Source organism: Terriglobia bacterium, from assembly GCA_036496425.1.
Lineage (GTDB): Bacteria > Acidobacteriota > Terriglobia > 20CM-2-55-15 > 20CM-2-55-15 > 20CM-2-55-15.
On the sequence record DASXLG010000091.1, the window covers coordinates 1 to 26291 of the forward strand.

27 protein-coding genes are annotated in these 26291 nt (G+C 57.9%); 9 read left to right on the plus strand and 18 right to left on the minus strand.

Annotation, left to right across the window (positions count from 1 at the left end; genetic code table 11):
• Nucleotides 1-78 precede the first annotated feature (78 nt).
• From VGK48_06650 to VGK48_06665, 4 genes are all read left to right on the plus strand, one after another.
• The gene (locus VGK48_06650) at nt 79-2055 is read left to right on the plus strand and encodes a DNA topoisomerase VI subunit B (GenBank protein HEY2380848.1); all 1977 of its coding nucleotides are present in this window, start codon (nt 79-81) and stop codon (nt 2053-2055) included.
• The gene (locus tag VGK48_06655) at nt 2021-3154 is read left to right on the plus strand and encodes a DNA topoisomerase IV subunit A (protein ID HEY2380849.1); all 1134 of its coding nucleotides are present in this window, start codon (nt 2021-2023) and stop codon (nt 3152-3154) included. The genes VGK48_06650 and VGK48_06655 overlap by 35 nt, the downstream gene beginning before the upstream one ends.
• A 69-nt stretch (nt 3155-3223) precedes the next feature.
• The gene (locus tag VGK48_06660; GenBank protein ID HEY2380850.1) at nt 3224-3802 is read left to right on the plus strand and encodes a peroxiredoxin; all 579 of its coding nucleotides are present in this window, start codon (nt 3224-3226) and stop codon (nt 3800-3802) included.
• Nucleotides 3803-3829: 27 nt separating this feature from the next.
• Nucleotides 3830-4381, plus strand: a complete 552-nt coding sequence (locus VGK48_06665) for a redoxin domain-containing protein (GenBank protein HEY2380851.1) — start codon at nt 3830-3832, stop codon at nt 4379-4381.
• A 57-nt stretch (nt 4382-4438) separates the two neighbouring features.
• Here the strand turns inward: VGK48_06665 and VGK48_06670 are convergent, their stop codons facing one another.
• Nucleotides 4439-6532 (minus strand): prolyl oligopeptidase family serine peptidase, encoded by a 2094-nt coding sequence (locus tag VGK48_06670; GenBank protein HEY2380852.1) that lies wholly within the window; start codon nt 6530-6532, stop codon nt 4439-4441.
• Between the two features lie 116 nt (nt 6533-6648).
• On the opposite strand from VGK48_06670, the gene VGK48_06675 reads away from it, so the two are divergent.
• Complete coding sequence (locus VGK48_06675) at nt 6649-7827, plus strand: c-type cytochrome (protein HEY2380853.1); 1179 nt, start codon at nt 6649-6651, stop codon at nt 7825-7827.
• A 55-nt stretch (nt 7828-7882) separates the two neighbouring features.
• On the opposite strand, the gene VGK48_06680 is transcribed toward VGK48_06675, so the two are convergent.
• The 17 genes from VGK48_06680 to VGK48_06760 form a co-directional block, all read right to left on the minus strand.
• A complete protein-coding gene (locus VGK48_06680) occupies nt 7883-9052 on the minus strand; it encodes a Do family serine endopeptidase (protein ID HEY2380854.1) in 1170 nt (389 codons plus the stop codon).
• 79 nt (nt 9053-9131) lie between these two features.
• Nucleotides 9132-9947, minus strand: a complete 816-nt coding sequence (locus VGK48_06685; GenBank protein HEY2380855.1) for a formate/nitrite transporter family protein — start codon at nt 9945-9947, stop codon at nt 9132-9134.
• 52 nt (nt 9948-9999) lie between these two features.
• Complete coding sequence (gene hypE / locus VGK48_06690; protein ID HEY2380856.1) at nt 10000-11046, minus strand: hydrogenase expression/formation protein HypE; 1047 nt, start codon at nt 11044-11046, stop codon at nt 10000-10002.
• The gene (locus tag VGK48_06695) at nt 11043-11630 is read right to left on the minus strand and encodes an SIS domain-containing protein (GenBank protein ID HEY2380857.1); all 588 of its coding nucleotides are present in this window, start codon (nt 11628-11630) and stop codon (nt 11043-11045) included. Before VGK48_06695 ends, hypE begins: the two co-directional genes overlap by 4 nt.
• Nucleotides 11627-12730, minus strand: coding sequence for a hydrogenase formation protein HypD (hypD, locus tag VGK48_06700; GenBank protein HEY2380858.1), 1104 nt, complete (start codon nt 12728-12730; stop codon nt 11627-11629). Before hypD ends, VGK48_06695 begins: the two co-directional genes overlap by 4 nt.
• The gene (locus VGK48_06705) at nt 12727-12969 is read right to left on the minus strand and encodes a HypC/HybG/HupF family hydrogenase formation chaperone (GenBank protein ID HEY2380859.1); all 243 of its coding nucleotides are present in this window, start codon (nt 12967-12969) and stop codon (nt 12727-12729) included. The genes hypD and VGK48_06705 overlap by 4 nt, the downstream gene beginning before the upstream one ends.
• Complete coding sequence (hypF, locus tag VGK48_06710) at nt 12942-15230, minus strand: carbamoyltransferase HypF (protein HEY2380860.1); 2289 nt, start codon at nt 15228-15230, stop codon at nt 12942-12944. Before hypF ends, VGK48_06705 begins: the two co-directional genes overlap by 28 nt.
• Nucleotides 15223-15879 (minus strand): hydrogenase nickel incorporation protein HypB, encoded by a 657-nt coding sequence (hypB, locus tag VGK48_06715; GenBank protein HEY2380861.1) that lies wholly within the window; start codon nt 15877-15879, stop codon nt 15223-15225. Before hypB ends, hypF begins: the two co-directional genes overlap by 8 nt.
• Nucleotides 15876-16118: a hydrogenase maturation nickel metallochaperone HypA gene (locus VGK48_06720; GenBank protein ID HEY2380862.1), complete on the minus strand. Its 243-nt coding sequence runs from the start codon at nt 16116-16118 to the stop codon at nt 15876-15878. The genes hypB and VGK48_06720 overlap by 4 nt, the downstream gene beginning before the upstream one ends.
• Before the next feature lie 107 nt (nt 16119-16225).
• Nucleotides 16226-16729 carry a hydrogenase maturation protease gene (locus VGK48_06725; protein HEY2380863.1) on the minus strand — a complete coding sequence of 168 codons (504 nt, stop codon included), beginning with the start codon at nt 16727-16729 and terminating at the stop codon, nt 16226-16228.
• Nucleotides 16726-17766 carry a hypothetical protein gene (locus tag VGK48_06730; protein HEY2380864.1) on the minus strand — a complete coding sequence of 347 codons (1041 nt, stop codon included), beginning with the start codon at nt 17764-17766 and terminating at the stop codon, nt 16726-16728. Before VGK48_06730 ends, VGK48_06725 begins: the two co-directional genes overlap by 4 nt.
• Complete coding sequence (locus VGK48_06735; GenBank protein HEY2380865.1) at nt 17763-18416, minus strand: DUF6084 family protein; 654 nt, start codon at nt 18414-18416, stop codon at nt 17763-17765. The genes VGK48_06730 and VGK48_06735 overlap by 4 nt, the downstream gene beginning before the upstream one ends.
• Complete coding sequence (locus tag VGK48_06740; protein ID HEY2380866.1) at nt 18413-18982, minus strand: DUF5947 family protein; 570 nt, start codon at nt 18980-18982, stop codon at nt 18413-18415. The genes VGK48_06735 and VGK48_06740 overlap by 4 nt, the downstream gene beginning before the upstream one ends.
• Nucleotides 18983-18986: 4 nt before the next feature.
• Nucleotides 18987-19190: a hypothetical protein gene (locus tag VGK48_06745; GenBank protein ID HEY2380867.1), complete on the minus strand. Its 204-nt coding sequence runs from the start codon at nt 19188-19190 to the stop codon at nt 18987-18989.
• 9 nt (nt 19191-19199) lie between these two features.
• Nucleotides 19200-19712, minus strand: a complete 513-nt coding sequence (locus VGK48_06750) for a NifU family protein (protein HEY2380868.1) — start codon at nt 19710-19712, stop codon at nt 19200-19202.
• A gap of 4 nt (nt 19713-19716) precedes the next feature.
• Entirely contained in the window at nt 19717-21516 is a 1800-nt protein-coding gene (locus VGK48_06755) for a nickel-dependent hydrogenase large subunit (GenBank protein ID HEY2380869.1), read from the minus strand.
• Nucleotides 21513-22577 carry a hydrogenase expression protein HypE gene (locus VGK48_06760; GenBank protein HEY2380870.1) on the minus strand — a complete coding sequence of 355 codons (1065 nt, stop codon included), beginning with the start codon at nt 22575-22577 and terminating at the stop codon, nt 21513-21515. The genes VGK48_06755 and VGK48_06760 overlap by 4 nt, the downstream gene beginning before the upstream one ends.
• Nucleotides 22578-22868: 291 nt before the next feature.
• Between VGK48_06760 and VGK48_06765 the strand changes: the two genes are divergently transcribed.
• The 4 genes from VGK48_06765 (at nt 22869) to VGK48_06780 (ending at nt 26048) form a co-directional block, all read left to right on the plus strand.
• Entirely contained in the window at nt 22869-23765 is an 897-nt protein-coding gene (locus VGK48_06765; protein HEY2380871.1) for a DUF5996 family protein, read from the plus strand.
• A 4-nt stretch (nt 23766-23769) separates the two neighbouring features.
• A complete protein-coding gene (locus VGK48_06770) occupies nt 23770-24039 on the plus strand; it encodes a UBP-type zinc finger domain-containing protein (protein ID HEY2380872.1) in 270 nt (89 codons plus the stop codon).
• 3 nt (nt 24040-24042) lie between these two features.
• Nucleotides 24043-24513 (plus strand): N-acetylmuramoyl-L-alanine amidase, encoded by a 471-nt coding sequence (locus tag VGK48_06775; GenBank protein ID HEY2380873.1) that lies wholly within the window; start codon nt 24043-24045, stop codon nt 24511-24513.
• Between the two features lie 143 nt (nt 24514-24656).
• Complete coding sequence (locus VGK48_06780) at nt 24657-26048, plus strand: trypsin-like peptidase domain-containing protein (GenBank protein HEY2380874.1); 1392 nt, start codon at nt 24657-24659, stop codon at nt 26046-26048.
• Nucleotides 26049-26291: the final 243 nt, after the last annotated feature.

A 26291-nucleotide genomic window follows, 5' to 3' on the forward strand; every position in this document is an offset into this window, starting at 1 on the left:
TGTCAGCGTTTTACGACGTTATGCTGAATGGAGGACCACAGTTGTCCGTCATAAACACCAAAGTGGATTCCAGGAGTTATGGATACTGAAGACCAACGACCGCGGCGGCGGGTTACCGCCGAGAGTATGGCGGCAAAGCAGCGCGACATCTCCGTCAGCGAGTTCTTTGCAAAGAATCGTCACCTGCTGGGATTCGATAACCCTCGCAAAGCCCTGCTGACGGCGGTCAAAGAGGCCGTCGACAACTCCCTGGACGCGTGCGAAGAAGCGGGCATCGTGCCGGAAATCTGGGTTCATATGGAGCCGGCAGGAACGAACCGTTTCAAGGTCGGCGTGCAGGACAATGGGCCGGGCATCGTCAAGAAACAGATCCCGCTCATCTTCGGGAAACTGCTCTACGGGTCGAAATTCCATCGCCTGCGGATGAGTCGCGGACAGCAAGGCATCGGCATCAGCGCCGCCGGAATGTATGGCATGCTGACGACGGGTAAGCCCGTGAAGATCCTCTCGATGACATCGGCGAGGAAGCCGGCGCATTATTTCGAGATTCAAATCGACACCAAGCGCAACCAGCCCGAAATCATTAACGGCAAGGGAGAAGGCGAAGAAATCCCTTCGGGAGAAAAAGGACAGAAACACATAGCGGAGCATGGAATCGAGTGGGTTCCGGAATTACGCAGCGGCACCCGGGTGACGATCGAACTCGAAGGCCGGCACGTGCGCGGCCGCGGCAGCGTCGACGAATACCTCGAGCTGACCGCGATCGCGAATCCGCACGTCACGATTCACTACATCGATCCGGAAGGCAACGAAACAACCTATACGCGATCGACAACAGAGATTCCCCGCGAACCCGTCGAGATCAAGCCGCATCCCTACGGCATCGAACTGGGTCAGCTGGTAACGATGCTGAAAGATACCCCGGCCACGACGATGGCCCAGTTCCTGACGACGTCGTTCTCGCGCGTCACCAACGCCGTCGCGCAGAACATCTGCAAGGCGGCGAAGATCAGTACGCGCTCGCACCCGAAACGGATCGGACGCCAGGAAGCCGACGCGCTGTACCAGGCCATCCAGGTCACCAGGATCAGCGCCCCGTCCACGGACTGCATTTCGCCGATCGGAGAAGCTCTGGTTCTCAAGGGCCTCCATCATCAACTCCCGGGCGAATTCTACTGCGCGGCGACGCGGCCGCCGGCCGTTTATCGCGGAAATCCTTTCGCCATCGAAGTCGGACTTGCTTTCGGCGGCGCCAGCCCGACTCAAAAAGTCACGCTCGACGCGCTGAGCGAACTCCTCGAAGCGAGCGACGCGCGTTCCCTGAGGCAATTTCTAATCACGACATTCGACGGTATCGGCGCGGCAGGCGCCGAAAAAATCCTGTCGCAGGCAAAGCTCGGCACGCGGCAGGCGCCCGCGAAATTGTCCAAACAGGAAGCCACCCAGTTGCACGATGCCATGAAGAATGTGAATCTGACCGAAGGTCAGACCATGCAGGTGCTGCGCTACGCGAATCGCGTCCCCTTGCAATTTCAGCCGGCGGCGTGCGCCATCACCCAGTCAGTCATTGGAAATAACTGGCGCTCCTACGGCCTGTCGCAGGCGCGCGGCCAGCTTCCGGTCGGCCCGATCACGGTGATGGTCCATATGGCCAGCGTATGGGTTCCGTTCACGAGCGAGTCGAAGGAAGCGATCGCCTCCTATCCGGAAATCATGAAGGAGCTGCGCCTCGGCCTTCAGGCGGTCGGACGAAAGCTCGCCGTTTATCTGAACCGCCGCAAGAAGGTGAAGCAGGAAGGTGAGCGGCGCGAGATCTTCCTGCGGTATCTCGGCGAGGTGGCCTCCGCCGTCGGCATGATCAAGGGATTGGGTGACAGCGGGAAAAAGGACCTTTTCACCCGCCTGGTCGAAGTCGCCAGGAAAAAGACGGCTGTCGCCGACACCGTGTTGGACGACCGCGGCAAGACCATCGAAGAAGATCTCGGAGACAACGTTTTAATCATCAGTGCAGAAACGGAACATGGCGAAGAAACAGGCGAAACCGACCAAGGCTAGTACCACTACCAAAGACAAAAAAACCCTCGGATCGATCCGCAATCTGGCGGACGGCGTGGTCCACTCTGCCGACCGCGGCCGCGCCCCGTATGTGGATATCCCGTCGCGATCGTTGTCGAACGTCAAGTTCAACCAGTCGAAGCGCATCATCGAGATGGGAACCGGGACGAATCGCCGGGAGTTGTTCAATCTCGCTCAGGCCCGAAGCTACATGCAGACGCTGCTGGTCGGATCCGGCTGTAAACAGCTTATCGACCAGGGAAAGACAACCAGCATCCGCGGTCTCTTCTATCTGCTGAAACATACGATCGAAGGCACCAGCGAAGAAACTTTCGACACGCAGAGCGAATGCGACCCCATCATCGAAGATATCGAAGTCTCACTCGACGCCATGCGCGAAGAGCTCCATCTTTATGCCAAGAACGCCGGCGCCATGGTCGGTCCGATCACGCTGGTGGACAGCGGAGACGAAATCGATTGCTCGCGCATGGGATCGGGCGGCTACAGCGTTCCGTCGATCGTCGAGCAGGATATCGTTCAGTTCAAAAAGAGCACCGCCAAGTTTGTCCTCCACGTCGAAAAGGACACGGTATGGCGGCGCTTCAACGAGGACAAATTCTGGAAAATCTATAACTGCATTCTGATCCACGGCGGAGGCCAGCCTCCCCGGGGCGTCCGGCGAATGCTGCACCGGCTTCACTATGAACTGGAACTTCCGGTTTATTGCCTGCTCGATAACGATCCATGGGGATACTACATCTACAGCGTTATCAAGCAGGGCTCGATCAACCTCGCCTACGAGTCACGCCGGATGGCGATCCCCGAAGCCCGCTTCCTCGGCCTGCGAAGCGTGGATTACGACCGCTGCAAGCTGAGCCCGAGCGTGCAGATCCGGCTCAACGATCAGGACATCAAACGGGCAAAGCAAATCGCGCAATATCCGTGGTTTGCAAAGAAGGCTCCGTGGCAGAAAGAAATCGATCAGATGCTGAAAAACGGTTTCAAACTGGAAGTCGAAGCGCTCATCAGCAAAGATATCAGCTATGTCACCGAACAGTACGTTCCGTCGCGCTTGAAGGAAGGCCACTTTCTCGACTGACTTAAATCCGTTCAATCTGCGGCCGAAAAACATTACTATTTAATTTCGCATCATTAAAAGGAGGCAAGTATGTCCGCTTTCGTTAGTGCGCCTGCGCCTGATTTTTCGGGCGATGCTTATGTAAACGGCGAGTTCAAGAAAATTTCGCTGTCGGATTACAAAGGCAAAAAACTCGTTCTGTTCTTCTATCCTCTTGATTTCACATTCGTGTGCCCGACCGAGATCCAGGCCTTCACAGACCAGCTCGACGATTTCAAAAAGCGCAACACCGAAGTGGTTGGCGTGTCGGTCGACTCGAAATTCACGCATTCCGCCTGGGCGCATCTGGACCGCAAGGAAGGCGGAATCAAGGGCGTCAACTTCCCGCTCCTTTCGGATCTCAGCAAGAAAGTCGCAGCCGATTACGGCGTTCTGCTGCCCGACGGCATTGCGCTGCGCGGCCTGTTCATTATTAATAAGGACGGGATTCTGAAGCACTCGACGATCAACCACCTGGATCTTGGCAGAAATGTCGAGGAGGTCCTGCGCGTCGTCGACGCCATCGATTTCAGCGAACAACACGGCGAAGTGTGTCCGGCAAACTGGAAAAAAGGCGAGAAGGCGATGAAGCCGACAGCCGAATCGCTCAAGCAGTACATGTCGAAATAACAGGCATTCCCTATGCGAGGAGAATCAATGAAAACAAAACTATTCATCGGAATAGCAGTATTGGCCGCGGCGCTGTCCGTACCGGCATTCGGACAGCTCACCACGGGTGGAGTCGACAACTCTCCGAAGGTCGGAGATGCAGCGCCAGAGTTTGCAATTCCGGCAGCCCAGCGCGGCGCGCCGCCTTCGAACCTGAAGGATTTTCAAGGCAAGAAGAAGGTTCTGGTGATGTTCTTCCCGGGCGCTTTCACGCCGGGCTGCACCACCGAGTTCACGGAAGCCGGCAAATACCAGGATCAGATGAACGCCATGAATATCGAGATGATCGGTATCTCGGCGGATCTTCCTGGCGCGCAGAATAAGTTCAAGGAGACGGTCGGCGCGAAGAATACCTTCGTCAGTGATCGCAGCCTGGCGATTGCGCAGAAGTACGACGCTGTTGCGGCCAACGGTAACTCCGCAAAACGGTACTACTTTCTGGTCGACGAGAGCGGAAAGGTCATCTGGAAGAGTACGAACAATTCGTTGATCACAACCGATAAGCTGTTGGGAGATCTCGGCCAGATCGCAAAGAAATAGGCCGACAAATGGTGTGTGAGCGACCCCCCTGCACGGCAGGGGGGTCGCTCACGAGTACTACAGCGTCATGCCGGTGTGGGCCGCGGCAAAGGCCCACTCATCCGCCATTTCTGCAATCCTTTTATCCGTCGGACGATAGCCGTGTGAGCCTTCCGTTTCCACCCGAATCAGTATGGGATTGTTGCATCCTTGCGCGGCCTGCATGGCGGCGGTGAATTTAAACGAGTGACTTGGGACAACGCGATCGTCGTGATCCGCTGTGGTTACCAGCGTCGGCGGATAACAGACGCCTTTCTTCACGTTGTGCAAGGGCGAATACTTGATCAGTACCGCAAACTGTTTGGTATCGGAAGACGTGCCATATTCCGTCGCCCAGGCGCTGCCGCCGGTAAATTTGTCGTAGCGCAGCATGTCCATGACACCGACCGCCGGCAACGCGACGCCGAATAGATCCGGCCGTTGCTCTTCGACTGCTCCCACAAGCAGACCGCCATTGGATCCGCCCATGATGCCCAGCTTCCCCGGCGACGTGTACTTTTGCTTGATGAGTTCCTCGGCCACGGCGATGAAGTCGTCGAACACGTTTTGCTTGCGTTCAAGATTGCCGGCCTTATGCCACGCCTCACCGTATTCGGCGCCGCCGCGCATGTTGGCGGTCACCCAGATGCCGGACATCTCGAGCCAGGCAGGAACATCCGGCCGGTACGTGGGCAGAACACTGATCGAAAATCCGCCGTATCCATAAAGCATCGTCGGATGACTCCCATCCAGCGCGATGCCCCTTCGAGCAGTCACAAAGAACGGCACCTTGGTGCCGTCTTTCGAGGTTGCGAAGAGCAGCTTCGTTTCAAATTGGTTTGTATCGATTGGAGACGACGGCGCCTCGAAGGGCTTGCGCATTTTCGAAGCGGGGTCGTAGGCGAACACCGTGGTTGGAAACAACGGTGAGCTGAAAGCGAAAAAGATCTCGGGGGCGTCTTCGCGGCCGCCCATTCCTGCGACGGTGCCGGTGCCCGGCAGCTCGATATCGCCCTGCGCTGCGCCGTTCGTGCCGAACAGGGACAGGCGGCTGCGCACATCCGCCAGGTACTGCACCACAATGCGGCCGCCAATCATGGTGACGCCTTCGATAGCCTGCTTCCCTTCCGGAACGATCGTTTTCCAGGATGAGGGCTTCGGATCGCGAACATCCACCGCAATGACCTTCCGGTTCGGAGCCTGACGGTCCGAACGCAGGTACAACAAGGGGCCGACATTGGCGAAAGCGCCAAACTCGGCATCGTCATCTTCAATGAGCGGTTTGACCGGCGCCGGCACATTGGGCTTCATCGGATCGCCGAGATCGGAATAGTACAGACGATTGTTGTTATCGGAACCTTTCGACATGAAAACGAGCAGGTACTTGCCATCCTCGGTGACGGTGGCGGTCAGGAACCAGGTCGGAAGATCCTTACGGTCGTAGATCAACTTGTCTTCCGACTGCGGCGTTCCCGCGCGGTGGTAGTAGATCGCCTGTCCGGATAATGCGGCTTCGAGCACCTTGCCCTTCGGCGGCTCGGGATAGCGTGAATAGAAGAAGCCTTTCGAATCGTGAGTCCACGAGATGTTGGAGAATCGCATCCACTTCACGTCGTCGGACAGATCTTTCTGGGTATCGACTTCCCGCACCTTCAACGTTTCCCAGTCGGCGCCGCCTTCGGACACACCGTACGCGAGCCACTTTCCATCCGGCGACGGGCTCCAGTCGGCCAGCGAAAGCGTGCCGTCCGGAGAAAGGACATTCGGATCGAGCACCAGCGACGGCGGGGCATCCAGGTTCGCGCGGACATACATCGGGGCCTGCTTTTGAAGCCCGCTGTTTTTCAGGTAGAAGTAGCGGCCGCCTTCGCGCCGCGGAATACCCGTCTTTGGATAGTCCCAGAGCTGCGTGATCCGCTGCTTGAAATGGTCACGCATCGGCAGAGTTCCGAGCTCGGAGAAGGTCAGCTTGTTCTGCGAGGCAACCCAGTCCGCAACGCCTTTTGAATCGAGATCCTCCATCCACCGGTAGGGATCTGCGACTTTCGTGCCGTGATAGTCGTCGACGACATCCCCAGTCTTCGATGCCGGGTATTCAAGTTTTCGTTCCGGCGGCGTTCGAGTACAACCCATAACTGTTAAAACGACACATCCGATCGCGAACCATTTCCCATTGAAGCCACGCACGATACCTCCAGTTTTTTGCCGTAAAGTGAGATTTTACCAAAGGCGGACCTATAATACCGGCCATGCAAAACCTCCGGTCGCTTATCGTGGGAATCACGTGTTTCGCTCTGGGAGTCGCCGCCACGCGATATTACGATGTCCATCGGCTCGCGCCGCCGCAAGTCACGCAGAATGCGAAGCCTTCGGAACAGCCGAAACCGGCCGAACCGGCAAGCGCTCCGGTCGACTTCGCATCGGAGCCGCTGTGGGCTTACGGATTCGATACGGTCCGCCTGCCCGGCGAAACCGCCAAACCGCAGGCGCCGCCGAACCGCAATCTGCGGGCGAACGAAGATCAGACCGAGCAGACCCGCTCCAGACATGTTGAAGGCAGCAGCGCCACCTACTCCCTCGTCGATGTGCGCGACGGCCAAAACGTCATCGACTGGTTTCCGGGCGACCATCCGCCGATGCCGAAAGTCGTTCAGCACGGACCGGCGGCTTTAGGCGACAAGGCGCGCGGATGCGCCTCGTGTCATCTGCCGAATGGAAAGGGCCGGCCGGAGAACGCCGGAGTCGGCGGACTTCCTGTTTCGTATTTCATGAAACAGATTCAGGATTTTCGAAGCGGCAAGCGCCACAGCGCCGATCCGAGAAAGCCGAATACGAATACGATGATCGAACTCGCCAAGTCGCTGAGCGACGACGAGCTTCAGGCGGCCGCCCAATACTTCGGCTCTCAGAAGTGGACGCCGTGGGTTCGCATCGTCGAATCCGATCTGGTGCCCAGGACGCGCATTTCCGGAAACCTCTTCCTGCCGCTCGAACAAACCAAAAGCGAGCCCATCGCGGGCCGCATCATTGAAATGCCGGAGAATGAAGAACAGGCGGAAACCTATCGCAATCCCCACTCCGGATTTGTCGCCTACGTTCCGCCGGGCAGTCTCGCCAGGGGCAAGGATCTCGTCACCACGGGCGGCGCCAGAGTCGTCGGCAACGAATTCATCCGCGGCAAGACCACGCCGTGCATTACATGCCATGGTACGGACCTGATGGGAGTGGCCGATATTCCTCCGATCGCCGGGCGCTCGCCGAGCTACATGGTGCGCCAGATGTGGGATATTCAACAGGGAACACGAAACAGCGAAGCGGCTCAATTGATGAAGCTGGTGATGATGAATCTCACGAAGGAAGATATGGTCGCCATCGCGGCGTATGTGGCCTCGAGACCGCCGGTGGCCGCTATAAAGAACACGGATTAGCCACAAAAGGCACAAAGGGGAACCCCTTGGTGCCTTTTGTGGCTAATTTTCCTGCTTATCCTTTCTGAGAATCGGCCGGCATCGCGTCGAGCTTGACCGAGATGTGGTGCTCGGTCGGTCCGCGCAGGACCTTGAGATCCACAGTGGTTCCCGGCGTCATTGAGCCGACATCCAGGCGAAGCGAACGGCCGTCGACTTCCTTGCCGTTCAGCGCCACGATGACATCCTCTTTCTCCAGGCCTGTATTCGCCGCGGGACCATCCTTGGCGACATCGCCGACAACCGCGCCGCGAGTCGCTTTCACTCCAAGTGCTGAAGCCAGCTGGGGCGTCAAATCCTGGATGTACACGCCGAGCCTGGCGCGTGTCACGGTTCCCTTATCTTTAAGCTGCGTCGTGATCTGGCGCACCATATCGATCGGAATCGCAAATCCGACGCCCTGGTTGCCGCCGCTGCGCGACAGGATCGCCGTATTGATACCGATCACTTCGCCTTTCGTGTTGACGAGCGCGCCGCCGGAATTACCGGGATTGATGGAGGCGTCGGTCTGGATGAAGTCTTCATAGTCTTCAATACCCAGTCCGCCACGGCCTGTCGCGCTGATAATTCCCATGGTGACGGTCTGGCCGAGACCGAAGGGATTTCCCATTGCGAGGGCAATGTCTCCAACCTCCATCGAGCTGGAATTGCCGAGATGCGCATAAGGCAAATTCGAAGCATCGACCTTCAGCAGGGCGACGTCGGTCTTGGCATCCGTGCCGATCACCCGCGCTTTCATTTCGCGCCTATCTGACATGGTGATGGTGACTTCCTTGGTTCCGTCAACCACGTGATTGTTGGTAACGATGTAGCCGTCCGGGCTGATGATGACGCCGGACCCTTCGCCGCGCTCTACCTGCGGACGATCGGGCATGCGGAGTCCCGGAACTAAATTACCGAATGGACTACCCTCAAATGGGTTCTCTTCGCCCTCTTCGGCGGAGGTCTTTATAACCTTTGTTGACGAAATATTGACAACTGCGGGGAGCACACTCTTGACGACGGGAGCAAACGTGGTCGGCATTGCTGCCGGCTCGCTGACCGGGGCGGCTGCCGCGACGGCAGCTGCAGGGGCATGGCCCGCCAGCATCGCCGAACTGCCGACAAAAGCACCGCCGGCAATGGATCCAATGCCCAGCATAACTAATGCAACAATCCACAGGGGATATCTGGCTATCCGATTCATGATTTTCTGTCCTCTCGACTTAACACAATTTTGAACGCACAGTGAAATCAGACGAAAAAGTCTGCGATTGGTGAGATTTTCAGCCGGCTCGGCGTAAGTCCGAACCGGATTCGGTGGATGAGGCGCCGATGCGCACCTGGCCATAGTTCAGAAGGCTGACCATGATCACGCCGCCGGCGATATTGCCCACCGTGGCCGCAACAAGCCAGTAAGTATAGGTAGCCGAGGATACGGTGCCGGAGAGGACCGCGGAAAGGATTTCCCCGCTATTCGCCACACAATGATCGAATTTTCCTAACCCTAATACAAATGTCATCGTCCAAGTCATCAAGGCTTGGCCCGTGGTCCAGTGGCTGCCCGTGACGAGCCATGCAACCAACGCCAATAGCCAGCCGGCGACCACGCCGCTCCAGAACACAGTAACAAATGGATATTGGACCGCCCTTGTGCCCAGGTCGATGAGCGTGGCGCGCACGCCTGGATTCAGTGCGCTTGTCTTGACGGCCAGCGCCGCAAACAACAGTGAGCCCAGCCAGTTCCCGGCGTAAACGGCAGCCCATAGCCGTAAAGTCGCCAGCAGATATCGCTTTTCCGTGAGAACGAGAACAACAGGATAAAGGGTGTTCTCGGTAAACAGCTGCGCCCTGCCGATGATGACTGCAAGGAATCCTATCGGGTAGACCGCGGCGGTGATGAGCCGCGTCAGCGGCATGTCGCCGAGCAGCCACGTCACGAGACCCACTGAAAGTCCGGTGAGGCCCATCGTGATCCCGCCGCCGATTCCGGAGATCGAGAGAGCGGTCCACGGCCGCGCCACTTCATCGCGTGCATGGTGGAGGGTCAATTCGAAGATTTCGTGCGCCGTAAGACGTTCGGAGTCCCCTGGATTTTTCACGTGAAAAGGATAAATCCCAGCCGCGGCAACCGAAGATTGAAGATGTCGCTCATCAACAGATCCTGGGCAGTTGCTCTCCAGACAACATATCGACGATGCGGCTTCCGCCGACTCGTGTTTTCATGACAACCAGGCCGCAATGATCCGCAACGACCTGGCCGATAATTGCGGACTCCCGGCCACAGACTTGTGCTCGCATCGCAGCCAGCACCCGTTCCGCCTCATCGGAAGAAACAAAAGCGAGCAGCCTTCCCTCGTTCGCGACGTACAGCGGATCGAGGCCGAGAATTTCGCAGGCGCCCTGCACCTCACTGCGAACAGGTATCGAGGACTCATGAATGAGAATACCCTGGCGGGATATTTCGGCGATCTCATTCAAGACGCTCGCCACACCGCCACGCGTCGGATCTCGCAGAACATGAATGGCGCTGCTCGCTTTCAGGATCGCCTCGACGAGGCCGTTCAGCGCCGCCGTATCGCTTTCGATCGGCGTCTCGAATTCGAGCCCTTCCCGGACCGACATGATCGCCATCCCATGAGACGCGATAGGACCGCTGACAATAATGGCATCTCCGGGTCTAGCCAGAGCCGGATCGATTGTGACTCCGTCCGGGATCGTTCCAACGCCGGAGGTGTTGATGAAGATCTTGTCGCCTTTGCCTCGATCGATAACCTTGGTGTCTCCCGTGACCAGCGATACACCTGCAGCATCTGCCGCGTCTTTCATGGAACAGAGGATCCGCCAGAACTCCTCCATGGCCAGCCCCTCTTCGATAATGAACGAGGCGGAGAGATACTGCGGCCGCGCGCCGCACATGGAAAGATCGTTAACCGTGCCGTTGACGGCGAGATCCCCGATATTTCCGCCCGGGAAAAAGAGCGGATTCACGACGTAGGAATCCGCGCTGAACGCGATACGCGTTCCTCCGATCGGAAGCACCGCACCGTCGTGCTGAGCTTCCAGAGCGGGATTGCTGAACAGCGGCAGGATCATCTTCTGGATGAGCTGGTGGGTGAGTTTGCCGCCGCTGCCGTGTCCCAGAACGATTGTCTTGTGATCAAGAATGGGCGCCGGACAAGCGCCAAAGATCTGGCTCAAATCACATCCTCCTCGCCGAGCGCGACATGAATCATGTCCCACATGACATGGATCAACATGGCATGCACTTCCTGAATGCGATGAATGCTGAACGACGGCACCGTGAAGCAATATTCCGCCAAACCCTCCAGCCGTCCGCCGTCTTTGCCTGAAAACGCAATAGTCATCAGGCCGCGCTCGCGCGCGGCTTCGAGTGCATAAATCAGGTTGGGCGATTTACCGCTGGTGCTGATCGCGAGCGCCATATCGCCGGGCTGCGCCGAAAGACGAAGTTGATTGACGAACACGCGCGAGAAGTCGAGATCGTTGCTGATGGCGGAGACCGTTGCTATATCGGCCATCAACGCCTCGGCCGGAAGCGCGCGTCTCTTTTCGATAATCGGATGCTTGAATTCGACAGCGATGTGAAGGGCGTCGCAGGCGCTGCCGCCATTGCCCATGACAAACAACTTGTTTCCCTTGCGGAAGCGCTGAGCCATCGCCTCGCACATTTGAGCAATCTGAGCAGCACTGGTTTCGAAAAACTGTTTTTTCACATCGGAGCTTTCTCGAACCTTCCGCAGAATCGCTTCCTGAGCCGTCATGCGGTCACTCCGATTCCATGCCGCCGGTATGCATGGTATGCGGCGCAGGCGCCTTCGGAAGAGACCATCGTCGCGCCGAGTGGATGCTCGGGCGTGCATTCCTTTCCAAAGGCGGGGCACTCATGCGGCTTTTTGACGCCCTTCAGGACGAGGCCGCTGATGCACAACGGCGATTCCTGCGTATCGATTTCTTCAACTTCGAAAATGCGCTCGGCGTCGTGATCGCGAAAGTCGTACTGCAACTTGTATCCGCTCTTCGGTATCGATCCGACGCCCCGCCATTTCCGGTCGCAGACTTCAAAGACTCTGTTAATCAGCTTTTGAGCCGGAATATTTCCATCGCGAGTAATGACCCGGCTGTATTGGTTTTCGACTTCAGCGTGTCCAGCCTCGAGTTGGCTGACGGTTTTGAGAATGCCGTCGAGCAGATCAGCCGGTTCGAATCCGGTGATGACGATCGGAATCTTATACCGCCTGCTGATGGGTTCGTATTCGCGGTACCCCATCACTGCGCAGACGTGACCCGGACCAAGGAATGCCTGGACTCGATTGAGTGGAGATTGAAGGATTGCGGTCATCACGGGGGGAACAAGAACATGCGAGACCAGCAGCGAGAAGTTCCGGATACCTTCTTTCTTCGCCTGCCAGACGGCCATCGCATTGGCAGGCGCCGTGGTTTCGAAGCCGATTCCGAAGAAGACAACTTTCTTTCCCGGATTCGCCTTCGCGATTTTCAGGCAATCCAGCGGCGAATACACAATCCGGATGTCCGCGCCCCGGGATTTGACGATCAGCAGGTCCACCTCGGAGCCTGGAACGCGCAACATGTCGCCGAACGAACAGAAGATGACGTCCGGACGTACCGCAATGCAGTGCGCCTTGTCGATCATCTCCAGTGACGTCACGCATACGGGACATCCCGGGCCGTGCACCAGCTCAACAGCCTTCGGCAGCAGGTAGTCAACTCCGTATTTGACGATGCTGTGCGTCTGGCCGCCGCAGATTTCCATCAACACCCACGGACGCGTGACCGTTTTCCCGATTTCATCCGAGAGCTTGCGCGCAAGCGCTTCCTGGCGATATTCATCAACGTATTTCATGAGTCCAGTTCCGTCAGTTGCCCAAGTTCCTCAAGGAGTTTGTACGTGCGTTCCGCTTCTTCCTGGTCGATCCGGCTCAGCGCAAATCCGACGTGCACGAGGACGTAGTCGCCGGGAACAGCGTCCGGCGTATATTCGAGACACACCTGCTTCACCATGCCGCCGAAGCTGACCTTCGCCACTTTCAGGCCGTCCGACTCAAGCGTCTCGATTACTTTTCCTGGAATTGCAAGGCACATGCTTTCTCCTGTTGCAACATGAGGTGCGCGGCGACGGCCTGCCCCAGCGCGAGGCCTCCGTCATTGGGCGGAACACGCTGATGCCAGTACGGACAGAAGCCCGCTGACGTCAGCCCTTGAACCGTACGTTCCGTCAGGTATCTGTTTTGAAAACATCCGCCGGTAAGCACGACGCGCGGCTCGCCGACGCGCCCGGCGATATCCACGATAGCGGCCGCGAGCGCGTTGTGAAATTTCGCCGAAATGATTCCGCGTGGAGCCCCGCTCCTGGAGTCATTCAGGATCTGGCGAATCATCGGCTCCCAATCGATGACGTAGGGGCCGCCACCCTGAATTCCGTAATCGTAGGAGTCCGTCGTGTCCGCCGCAGCGAATTCCAGCTCCATCGCGGCCTGTCCTTCGAAGCCGAGACGGTCGCGGAATCCCGTAATCGCGGCCACCGCATCGAAGAGCCTGCCGGCGCTGGAGGTGCGCGGCGTGCGTACTTCCTTTTCCAGCATCTGACGCAACAGCGGCGCCTCATCGCCGGTAAACGATGCGGATGCGAAGATCTCGTATAAAACACCCGCGGCCGCGTGTTGCGGGTTCCTGATCGCCGCATCGCCTCCCGGCAACGGGAAAGATCTCAGATGGGCGACGCGGTTGAATCCACTTTCAGTAGAGAGGAGAAACTCGCCTCCCCAGATAGAGCCGTCCGGGCCATATCCGGTTCCATCCCACGCGACACCGAGCGCCGGGCTTTCCACCGCATTCTCCGCCATACAGGCGAGCACGTGCGCCCAGTGGTGCTGCACACCCACGAATGGAAGCGATCGCGATTGCGCCAAGTCCGCGCCGAACGCGCTGGATGCATAATCCGGGTGCATATCGCCTGCAATCCGGTTCGGACGCGTTTCGTAAAGTCCCTGCACGTCCTCGATCACTTGCCGGAACTCGGTGAATGCCTCCTTCGTTTCAAGATCGCCAATATGTTGGCTGATAAAAACATTCGGACCGATGGTGAGGGCGACGGTGTTCTTCATATACCCGCCGACAGCAAGCGTGGGGACCGAAAGCTCCGGATGTGACACTTTGAGACGAATCGGCAGCGGCGCATAGCCGCGCGCCCGCCGAAGAATCTGCTCCCGCCCCAGGACAATGCGTGCGACCGAATCGTCCGCGTGGCGCCGAATCTGACGGTTATGGACAAGGAACAGATCGGCAATGTCCGACAGGCGGCGTAACGCGTCGGACTCACCAATCGCGATCGGTTCGTCGGACCGGTTTCCGCTTGTGGCAACGACCGGCCGGCGAAGTTCGCGCAGCAGGATGTGATGCAAAGGGGTGTAGGGCAGCATCACACCGAGGTATGGGTTACCTGGCGCGACTGAAGGAGCGATGTCCGCGCCTTCCCGCCGCGAGAGCAGGACGATCGGAGACTCCGGCGCGGAGATAAGGCGCTCTTCCAGCGAGCCGAGCACGCATAACTCGCGAACGGATTCCAGCGAAGGCGCCATGACGGCGAGCGGTTTCGCTTCGCGGTGTTTCAGCTCACGAAGCCGGACGACGGCTTCATCATTCGAAGCATCGACCATCAGGTGGTAACCGCCGAGACCCTTCACAGCGACAACCAACCCGTGCTTCAGCGCCTCCGCAGCCTGCAACAGAGCGTTGGTGGTCTTTGCAATCACCGATCCCGACGTATCCCATAACTCGAGCTGCGGCCCGCATTGCGGGCAGGCGTTCGGCTGGGCATGGAACCGGCGGTCAAATGGATCCTCGTATTCGGCGCGGCATTGAGCGCACATCACAAAATCACGCATGGTCGTATTCGCGCGATCGTAGGGAAGACGCTCGATGATCGTGAAGCGGGGCCCGCAGTTGGTGCAGTTCGTGAAAGGATAAAGATATCTGCGGTTCGCGGGATCGAGAATGTCATGCAGGCAGTCCGGGCAGGTTCCGATGTCGGGCAGGATGACGGCCTCCCTTGCCCCTTCCGCACTGCTCTGACGGATCTCAAAACCTGCAAATCCCAGCGCGTCCAGGAACGAGTACTCCAGGCCATGAATCGCAGCATGCCGTGGATGCTCTTTATCGATCCGGATGACGAATTCATCCAGGGTCTCTTTGGCTCCTTCGGCTTCGATCCAGACGCCTTCATTGGAATTCGATACCCATCCGGTCACGCCGAGTTCCTTCGCCAGCCGGTAAACGAATGGCCGGAACCCGACTCCCTGGACGGCGCCGCGAATGATCATTCGAATTCGAATCAGATTAGACATGACTCCTCAGAGATTCCAGCCACTTGTTCATCCCGCAGCCGGTCTTCGCCGACACTTCGAAAACCTGCATTCCCGGGCGCACCTGTTGAATATTCCGGTGTGCCGCCTCGCGGTCGAACTCGGCAGCCTCAGCGAGATCGATTTTCGTGAGAACGGCGACGTCCGCGGTATTAAAGATCGTCGGATACTTCAGCGGCTTGTCTTCGCCTTCGGTTGCTGAAAGCAAAACGACGCGCAAATCCTCACCCAGGTCGTAACTCGATGGGCAAACCAGGTTGCCGACATTCTCTATAAAGAGGACGTCGAGCTGGTTCAGATCCCAGTCCTCCAACCCCATCGATACCATCGACGCGTCGAGATGACACAAGGTCCCGGTGGTAATCTGTTTAACGGGCGCGCCGCTCCGCCTCAGCCGGAACGCATCGTTTTCCGTGGCGAGGTCGCCGACCAGGGCGGCAACGCGAAGGGCCGGTCTCAAGGCGGCCAGGGTTGTTTCCAGCAATGTGGTCTTGCCGGAGCCGGGGCTCGATACCAGGCTCACAACACGAACCCGGGCGTCCTGAAATCGCCGGCGTAATTCGCGGGCAAGCAGATCGTTCTGCTTGAGAACCTTTTCACGGACTTCGACGATACGGGGTTTCGCTGTCATTCAATCTCCAGGCGGATGACGTCGAGTTCCTGCCCTTCTGCCGGCTCCACGATCAGGCGCGAGCCTTCCGCGGCAGTCCCCTCACACGCGATACCGAATGAAAAATCCAGCGCTTCCCGGGCGACGCCGGCGCGGAATCCGAGTTGGATATGAATGGCGCAGACCCTGCGGCCGCCGTGGCGCGCCAGCTCTTCTTCAGCGATCTCGACGATGCTTGTGGCTATCGATAATTCATGCATCGGCTACATCGTGCTGATGCGGATATAGCGGCTGATCGCTTTCATGTTCATCGCAGCGCCGACTGCCATTGCCGCGAGAATCGCTCCGCCGATGATCTTCCAGGTTTTCATGTCGTGACTCCTTTTGCGTCCACAGCTCTGAGTTTCAATACCAGTGATTCGACCACCTCAATTGCCCGCTCCACGGCCTCCGTGACACACGCGCTCAAACCCATCAGGCCTTCATCCGGGGGACCGAACGTCTCCGGCTCGCAGCCGACGATCAGGACGCTTTTCAACTCCGCGCCCATCGAGCGGGCAAGCGCCAACACACGGATCGGATCCATGGTGTGCGCTTCCACTACAGCCGCCTCGCTGCTGATCTGATCCAATTCCGTTTCAAGCACATAAATAGTTCCTGGCTCACCGCCCCCAGGCATGGCATCGATGAGGATCGTTGCGTCGTGGCTATCCATCAGTGCGAAAGCCAGATCCAAACCGCGAATTCCGAAGTCTTGTACGCGCACGTCTTTTGCGATCCGGCGTCCGGAAAGCCGCCGCGCGACTTCACAACCGAAGCCATCATCGCCAAGGAAGATGTTGCCGATGCCGGCGATGAGGATACTGCTCACGCGATCAACTCCACTTCATCCGCGGAAAAGAAGAAGCGATGGCCCGGCTGGCGCATCAAACCCAGGTCTTTTCCAGGATCATCTTCAATCACGACGGCGACGTGAACACGGTTCTCGAAATCCTGCTCAACGGCTTCCACAATGGCGACCCGCCCTTTCAGCACGACATCAAAAATGTCGCCGCCGGGTTTGGGGCGCAATACCACGCGATCGCCCGGCTTCAGCCCGGAGCGGATGTCCCGCATTGTTCCATGAAGCTTGAGCAGCTGTTCAGAAGTGAGAGATTCGGCTCGTTCCAGCAAACGCCTTTCGCGCTCACCGCTCCGCCGCACCTCTTCTTTTTCGGCATCGCTGAGCGCCAGAATCCTCAGCGTCAGTATTTCGTCGATTTCCGTCGCGTCGAACAGGTCGCCCGGACTCTCGTCGGCAATGCTCGGATAGTCATAGAGGATGATCGGTGACGAGAGAACACAGTCCTGCTCCGGCGGCCTGCCGACCAATACCGGCCACGTGCCGGCATTCCGGCAGCCGGCGGCAAGCTCACGGCAGTCGTCAGGCGGGTCCAGTAGCGAGATAAAGCGGCCGCTCTGCGACGACAGGATCGTGTGCGTCGAAATCAAGCTCTGCAGCAGATGATTGCAACCTTGGTCGAGAGGCGTGTTATTGCGTATATCCACGCGAAGTTTTTGCAGTCCCGGCCGCATATCCTCACGCGCAATGTGAACCTGGACCTGAAGGTTCTCGAACTGAAATGCGTGGGCGCCTGCCTCGGCCAGGGCAACCCTTCTTTCAACCGCTTCCTGTTCGCCGCCTTGTTCGTATAGTTGCAGGAACCTCACCTCAACCGCGATTGCAGTTTCACCGTCTCCTTGAACGAGGCATTCCGTCGTCATGCAGGACGGCTCCATGCCTTCGGGATAGACGAGACCGAAGTTCCATCGATGTTGATTCTTGAGAGACGAGCGCCGATATGGATACAACATGTACCCTTCGTACAAAACGGCGCTGACGATTTTGTCGACGAGCGCGGCATTCATGCAGTGCGCGCCTCGACTTTTGTTTCGAGCATCTGGAGCAGGGTCTCTTCAAAGGTCGGGATCCCATGCCGCACTTTATAGGCACAAAGAAGGTCGAACACGTCCCGCCGCAGGCACAGCCATGCGGAATTGGGATAGTAGAGATCCATCATTTGCCGCCAGACGCCGGCGGGCATGCGATAAGAAGCCTCCTTTTCCCATGAAATCTGCGCCACCTGCAGGCCGGCGTCATCACCCGCATAAAAGACACTGCCATTGAAATAGAAGGAAACCGGCAGCTCTCCATCATCAATGGCGGCAAAATACTTTGTCGCGCCGATGTTGAAATCAAATGTGCACGGCACAGGCAGATCGGTCACCGTGCTGCTTTCGAATGAAGGCACGACCACGGTCAGCGATGTCCAGAGCATGCTGCGCAATGTCTCGCCCCACTGGGCCGGCTGCCCGAACAGGTCCGTCAGCCGGGCCCGTTCGGCGGCACTGTAGGTTCGGCGGGCGGCATCGATCTGAATCTGGCAGCGGAGAATGATGGAGTGAATCGGCTGGGGCGAGTCGCTCACCACCCGCAGTTTGAACGCAATCTGAGGCGACGCCGCGAATGCCAGAGCCTCGGCGCCCTCGACTGTAAAAGTAAAGTCGGGAGTGGTCATTTCGTGCTTCGCTCCTTCAGGTGTTCCAGAAACTTTCCGATTTCACGCCACATCTCCATGCCTCCGGAAAATCCCTTCCAGTGGATTCGAATGAGACCGATGAGCTTGAAGCATTCATCGATGGGGACGATGAATTGTTCCCTGGCCGTACCGACCCGGTACACCAGCAAACCTTCCACGTCGCTCTGCAACGTTCGAAGCTCGGGATTGTCGCGGACAATCTCGTCCCAGGAGGCCAGCGTCAGCAGCGATTCCACCGGTCCTGCGGGACTCGGATAGAGCGCCATGACGCGGTTCACCGTGCTGTTCTGAAACACAAAGGCGATGCCGATAGGAATCATCAACGCGTCCCATTGCCCGTCCGACATGCGAAATTCGGGCAGGCACTTGATACGGCGTGGGACGCGCCGGTATTTCTGACTCGGATCGCTGAACAGGATGGCGCAGGCATCACATACGCACACCAGTTTTCGACCCGCCTGATCCAGGAGGTGCTGGTGCAATTCGGCCAGATGCGCGTGACAGAAGTCACAGGCCTCTGCGAATGCCGGTGTTGGAGCGCTCATTGTCTTATGCCGGAGGAATGTAGGGCATTTCCGGGAGGATTGGCTTCATATCGTCCGGATTAATGCTGGTGACGCTCTCCGGAGAACGATCTGTCGTAATCCTGATTTTGTGGGGCCGGATGAACTTGCCTTCCGGCTTGATTACCGAAGTCGTCTCTCGTCTGCGCCTCCGGGGCTCCGGAAGCGGGTAATCGGGAACTCGGGCCATAGTTCTCTCCTATATTGCGTTTTGGATGCCGACGAGCCGCGACACGGTGTCGCACTCGACGGAAATCACGTCTGGAGCGGTTTCATAGATGGCTTTTTCAATTGCCGTCTTGAGGGTCACGGCAGATGAAGGACAGCCGTCGCAACTGCCGAGCAGATTCAAGCGCACGATGCCGCCGGCGATTTCGAGCAACTCGACATCGCCGCCATGCGATTGAAGATCCGGACGCACCCGGTCGAGTGCGTCCCGCACTCGCGTATCCAGATCCAGCGGATGGAGGCCGTGCAGCAGGAGCATGTTTGCGACAAGCTCGTCGCTGCCCAGCTGGTCGATAAGCCGCCAGCCGGCGTCGCCGGCGTCCGATGTGAGTTCCATCATCCGATCGATGCCGGCGGCATGGAAATCCATCAGGATCTGAACAAGTTGCAGGGCCGCATCCCGAATCTGCGGGTCGGGGGCCGCCTGGATCTGTGCGATCAATTCATCGATTTTCCGGATACGGTCGTTCAGTTCGCCGTTCATCGAATTATTTCCCCACGCCGAACATCGGCGAGTGATACGTCTTCAGCACCTTGCCGCCTCCGACGTACATATGGACGCCGCACGGCAGACACGGATCGAAGCTGCGGACGGCCCGCATGATGTCGATGCCTTTGAACTTGTCCGGTCCGTTCTCTTCAAAGATCGGCGTGTTCTGAATGGCATCTTCATAGGGACCGGCCGTGCCGTAGACGTCACGCGGACTGGCGTTCCACGGCGTCGGCGGGTAGGGATGGTAGTTCGCGATCTTGCCTTCCCGGATGACGACGTGATGGGAAAGCACGCCGCGAACGGCCTCGTGAAAACCGCAGCCGATCGCATTTTCCGGCACTTCGAACTCCGCCCACGTCTTGTTGTGCCCGGCGCGCACTTCGTTCAAAGCGCGCTCGCAGAAGTAAAGCGCAGCGGCAGCCGCATAAGCCTGGAAGTAGGTGCGCGCCCGGTCGCGTTCGATGGCGTTGCTCCAGCGTGGAATTCGCCATTCCAGCTCCGTTTCGGGGAGCAGCGCTGTCTTCGGCAAGTTGATTCTCACGCTGTTGCCGGTGGCCTTGATGTAGCCGATATCGACCATGCCGTTCAACGCCGTCGCCCACAGCCTTGCGATCGGACCACCGCCCGTATCGAGCGCCAGATATTCACCGGTATTCTTGTCGTACCAGCGCGGCGACATAACCCACGTGTATTTGCCGGTGAAGTCGCGCTTCTGTGGCTTGGGCACCGTGGTTTGATTCCATGGATGCCGCTTGTCGACAGGATTTCCCAGCGGATCCCTTTCGACGAAGACTTCGCCGGAATTCTGCCAGTCGTCATAAAAGGAACTGCCCAGCAGGATGCGGATGCCCAGATTGATGTCGACGAGGCTGTTGGTCACAACCTTCCCGTCGACGATGACGCTGGGCGTGACATACATCGCGCGGCCCCATTTTTCCATGTTCTCGTACTTGTAATCGCACACATCCGGATCATTGAACGATCCCCAGCATCCGAGCAGTGTTCGCCGGAAACCGACCTTTTCGTATCCCGGCAGAGCTTCGTACATGAAGTCGAACAGGTCGTCGTGAAGCGGCACCACCTTCTTCATGAACTCGACGTACTTCATCAACCGGACCAGGTAATCCGTAAAGACCTGGATCGTGCCCGCGGTACCGACGCCACCTGGATACAGGGTGGAGGGATGAACATGCCGGCCCTCCATCAAGCAGAACATCTCGCGTGTGTTGCGGCTGACGACCAGAGTCTCGCGGTAAAACTCGCCGGTGAACGGGTTCAGCGCCGTCATGATGTCCGCGATGGTCCGATAGCCATGAATATTGGCATGCGGAGCTTCGCTCCGCTGCGCTTTATCCCAGACGCCGGGGTTGGTTTCCTTGATCATCTGTTCGCAGAAGTCCACGCCGACCAGGTTGTCCTGGAAGATGTTGTGGTCGAACATGTACTCGGCGGCTTCACCGAGATTGATGATCCATTCGCCGAGCGGCGGCGTTTTGACGCCGAAGGCCATGTTCTGCGCATAAACGGCGCAGGTGGCATGATTGTCGCCGCAGATACCGCAGATGCGGCTGGTGATGAAGTGCGCATCACGCGGATCCTTGTTCTTCATGAAGACGCTGTAGCCCCGGAAGATGGACGACGTGCTGTAACATTCCGCGACCTGTTTGTTCTTGAAGTCGATCTTGGTGAAGATGCCGAGGCTCCCGACAATCCGTGTGATCGGATCCCAGTTCATCTCGACGAGCCCTTCCGTCGGAGGAAGGACAGATTTCTTCGTGGTGATCATCGTGGTCATGCCGGCCTCCTTGTGCCCTGTGTTTCCGGTTCATAACCCGACGTCAGACGCGTTCCGCGGTGACGCCATTTGGGCTCTTTGTTAACCGTGTGGTTTGTGATTTCCCGGAGTGAGGTGATCATCTTTCCATAGACACTGACGGTAGCGGAGGAGAACGACGCGCCCGGCGGCTCATCCATGAAAGGCATGAACTTGTCGGGGAAGCCCGGCATGGTGCAGGCGATGCAGATCCCTCCGACATTGGGACAACCTCCGATGCCGCGCATCCATCCGCGCTTGGTGACGTTGCAATTGACGACGGGCCCCCAACAGCCGATCTTCACGAGGCACTTCGACTCCCCATACTCGTGCGTGAAATTCGCCTGTTCGTAATAGCCCGCGCGATCGCAGCCTTCGTGGACGGTTTTTCCGAAAAGCCAGGTGGGACGGAGTTTGTCGTCAAGCGGGATCATCGGAGACATCCCCGCGGCTTGATATAAGAGGTAGGTCAGGGTTTCCATGAAGTTGTCGGGCTGCACCGGACAGCCCGGCACATTCACGATGGGAAGGCCGGCCCACGATTTCCAATTCCAGCCGAGATAGTCCGCAAGCCCCATGCATCCGGTCGGATTCCCCTGCATGGCATGAATACCGCCGTAGGTCGCGCAGGTGCCGGCGCCAACCACAGCCCACGCTTTGGGCGCGAGCCGGTCGATCCATTCCACCGTCAGGATTGGCTGTCCGGTCTCGGGATCCGTGCCTTGCGCCGCCCAGTATCCTTCCTGCTTTATGTCTTCATTGGGGATGGAGCCTTCCACAACCAGGACAAAGGGATCCAGTTGGCCGGCTTCGGCCATATAAAAATACTTCATGAATTCGTCGCCGACTTCACGGGCCAGGACAGGATTGTGGAGATGAACTTTGGGCAGACCGGGGATATTGCCGAGCAACACATCTTCGATCGAGGGCTGCTCTGCGGCAGTTACCGAAACGGAGTCACCATCGCAACTGAGGCCGGCCGTCAGCCATACGATGTGCACTTCCTTCACGCCGGATGGCGAGGGTTTCGAAAGCGAGGCCATGCAGGGAACCTCCTATTGGTGGAACGTTGGACGGTTTGCTATTGCAGATTTACCGCCAATCGGAATCTGGGCATTCCGTAGTTCTCCGGGGTAACCGTTTGCCACCCGCAGGAACACGGTTGCCGTCGGAAGGCACAAATTGCCGGATGTGTAGGATTAGCTCTGATAGCAGTGTTTCCACCTTGAGAAACCCGGAGGAACACTTCGGGACCGCGGACATACTGAACGCGATCGGCCAAAGAACAAATCACCGGATGTGTGGAAATCGGTTCTGATAACATTCTTTCCACCATGAGAAACCTGGATGTCTGGCCGGCTCTGCCGCTCGAGTCATGGCGCGACACGTATGCGACGCTGCATATGTGGACTCAAATTGTCGGAAAGATCGCGCTTGCACGGACACCCCACATGAATCATTTCTGGAATGTCGCTCTTCAGGTCACGCCGCGTGGGCTTTCGACTCCGCTGCTGACACAGGGAAAGCGCCTGTTCACGATCACGTTCGATTTTGTGGCTCACCAACTCGTCATTCAGACCTCGGACGGAGACGTCCGCTCCATCGCACTTGAACCGCGGACCGTGGCGGCGTTCTATCAGTTGGTGATGAACACGTTGAAAGACATGGGCCTCGAAACGCGCATCTGGCCGGTGCCGGTCGAAATTCCCGAACCGATCCGTTTCGATGCCGACACCATCCACCATTCTTATGACCCGCAAGCTGCAAATGCCTTCTGGCGTATTCTTGCGACCATCAAACCCATATTCGAGGACTTTCGCTGCGCGTTCCTCGGTAAATCGAGTCCCGTTCATTTCTTCTGGGGCAGCTTCGATCTCGCATCGACGCGATTTTCAGGACGGCGGGCGCCGGAGAGGCCGGGGGCCGATCCAATCACCAAAGAGTCGTATTCACACGAAGTCATCAGCCATGGATTCTGGCCGGGTGGCGGAGCGAACCAGCCTGCGTTCTACGCATATGCAGCTCCGGAACCGTCCGGATTCAAGGAAGCGAAGGTGCAACCTGCTGCAGGGTTCTATGGTAAAGACATGTCCGAATTCTTTCTGCCATATGAGGCAGTTCGGACCAGCGCCACTCCGGAAAAGGATCTCACTTCATTTCTGACAACGACATACGATGCAGGCGCAGACCTCGGGAAATGGGACCGCGCCAATCTCGAACGGAAGGGCTGACACCATGAGTGCACAAACTTGTTCGCATATCGAATCGATCGGTTCTGTGAAGCATCCGAAGAAACACGAGTGCCAGGAATGCATCAAGACCGGCTCGGCATGGGTGCATCTCCGCACCTGCCAGACGTGCGGAGATACGCTGTGTTGCGACTCATCTCCGAACCGGCACGCCAGCAAACACGCCCACGCCAGCAGCCATCCGGTAATCGCGTCCGCGGAGCCGAAGGAACGCTGGCTGTACTGCTATCCGGATGAGGCCTACTCGGAATACTGAAGATTGAACATCCGGCACCATCCTTCGTCTAACTTCAACTCGAGGCCACAGGGCACACGAGTGGATACGGTTGTCATCCATGCGACAGTGCTGAACACGCTCGATGAAGTCATCCGGCACTTTGCGGATCCGCAAAACCAGGTCTCCGCGCACTACACGATCGACCGCGACGGCACCGTCGTGTCACATGTGGCCGAAGAGAACAGGGCCTGGCACGCCGGAGAATCCCGCATGACGGATGGTCGCGTCAATGTGAATGACTTCTCGATCGGTATCGAGCTTGTGAATCGGAATGACGGCCTGGATCCCTATCCCGAAGCGCAGCTCCATGCTCTCCGTGAACTGCTCAAGGACATCACCTCGCGCCATCCCATCCGGCACATCATTTCGCATTACGAATGCGCCGTTCCCGCGGGCCGCAAATCCGATCCTGTCGGATTTCACGAAGCCTGGTTCCACGGCCTGCTCCCGTGACTGTCCTCGCGCATATGCATATCGGTATGTGGATTTGACGAACAAGCATTGACATCCCAGACGGCAAACGGGAAACTGACTCGTCAAACGCTCGTGTGGATGCTCGGTATGACGAACTGGATTCGCGCTGGTCGAGGTTGAATATGAAACACCTGATGGCCTTGGTTGCGGCATCGATCGTCTTCTCGATGACAACGGAAAGCCGGCTTGAAGCGCAGAGCCGCAGCAGGGCGGCCCAATCGCTCGCCGAGCTCAGTGATTCACTGCGCGACCTCAGCGCGTCGGTTTCCCTCTCGGTCGTTCAGGTAACCGCGAGCGGCTATGGCATCGACAGCGACGAGCAGCACGCCGGCGTCAGCATTTTTGCGCGGCAGCGGAGTACGGGATCGGGAATCATCGTCAGTGACGACGGTTACATCATGACGAACGCCCACGTTGTCGATACCGCCCGCGCTATCCGGGTAAAGCTGAACGGACAGCGCAGCGCGCAGAGTTCCGTGTTCGACGCGAAGCTGATCGGCATGGACAGCGCCCTGGACCTGGCGCTCCTGAAAGTCGACGCTCAGGGCCTGAAACCTCTGCCGCTCGGCAGCTCGATGGACGTGAAGCAGGGGCAGATCGTGCTCGCGTTCGGCAGCCCTCTCGGCATGGAAAACTCCGTCAGCATGGGCGTCGTGAGCGCCGTGTCCAGACAGTTGAGCGAAGACGATCCGCGAATTTTCATCCAGACTGATACACCGATCAATCCGGGAAACAGCGGCGGGCCGCTGGTCGACGTGAACGGCCGGGTTATCGGCATCAATACATTTATCTTTTCGCAATCCGGAGGCAGTGAAGGGATCGGCTTCGCCATTCCGAGCAATGTCGCGCGCTATGCCTACACATCTCTGAGACGTGACGGGCACGTGCATCGGGGACAACTCGGCATAAACGCGCGCACCATAACGCCGGCGCTGGCGATTGCTTTCAATCTCAATCCTGACAATGGCGTGCTGGTCGAGGACGTTCTGCCGGACGGACCGGCGGATAAAGCAAAAGTTCACGTCGGAGATGTCATTTTGAGCATCAACGACATGCCTCTTCACACGGTGCGGGATCTCTCGCTCATGCTTTATGAATTCGTCATCGGAAACACGATCACGCTGCAGGTTCAGCGCGACGGCAAGAAGCTGCCGATCGATGTCACGGTAACTGAAAAACAGAATGACCCGGTGCGCTTTGCCGACCTGGTCAGCCCGGATAAGAATCTGATAACGGCGCTCGCGATCCTGGGCGTCACCATCGACGCCAAGATCCGCGATCTGCTGCCTCTCCGCATCGATAAGGGTGTACTGGTCGCCGCATTTGCCGGACCGCCGCTGTACTTCGGCGATCAGTTGCATCAGGGAGACGTGATTCACGCCGTGAATGGGCATAGCGTGTCTTCCGTCGAAGAGCTACGCACGCAGCTCAACAACGTGAAGCACAGCCAGCCTATCGTGCTTCAGGTCGAGCGAAACGCGAGCCTGAGTTTTCTAGTGATGGAGGGTAACTGACGGGAACGGGAATAGCCACAAAAGGCACAAGAACATCACGAATGACCTCCCGTCTTTGTGCTCTTTGTGTAACAAGCTCATAACTTTTAGTTTTCTTGACAAAGTTTTAGCCGCAGATGACGGTAGAGTAGGCGAGTGAGCGAAGCCAGAGGCCGACTCACTCGCCCCTCGTCGAACCGGACATGCAGATCTCCCGCATCCGGCTCTCATGTAAACAATCGACCAGAACGACGTGGCAGGGCC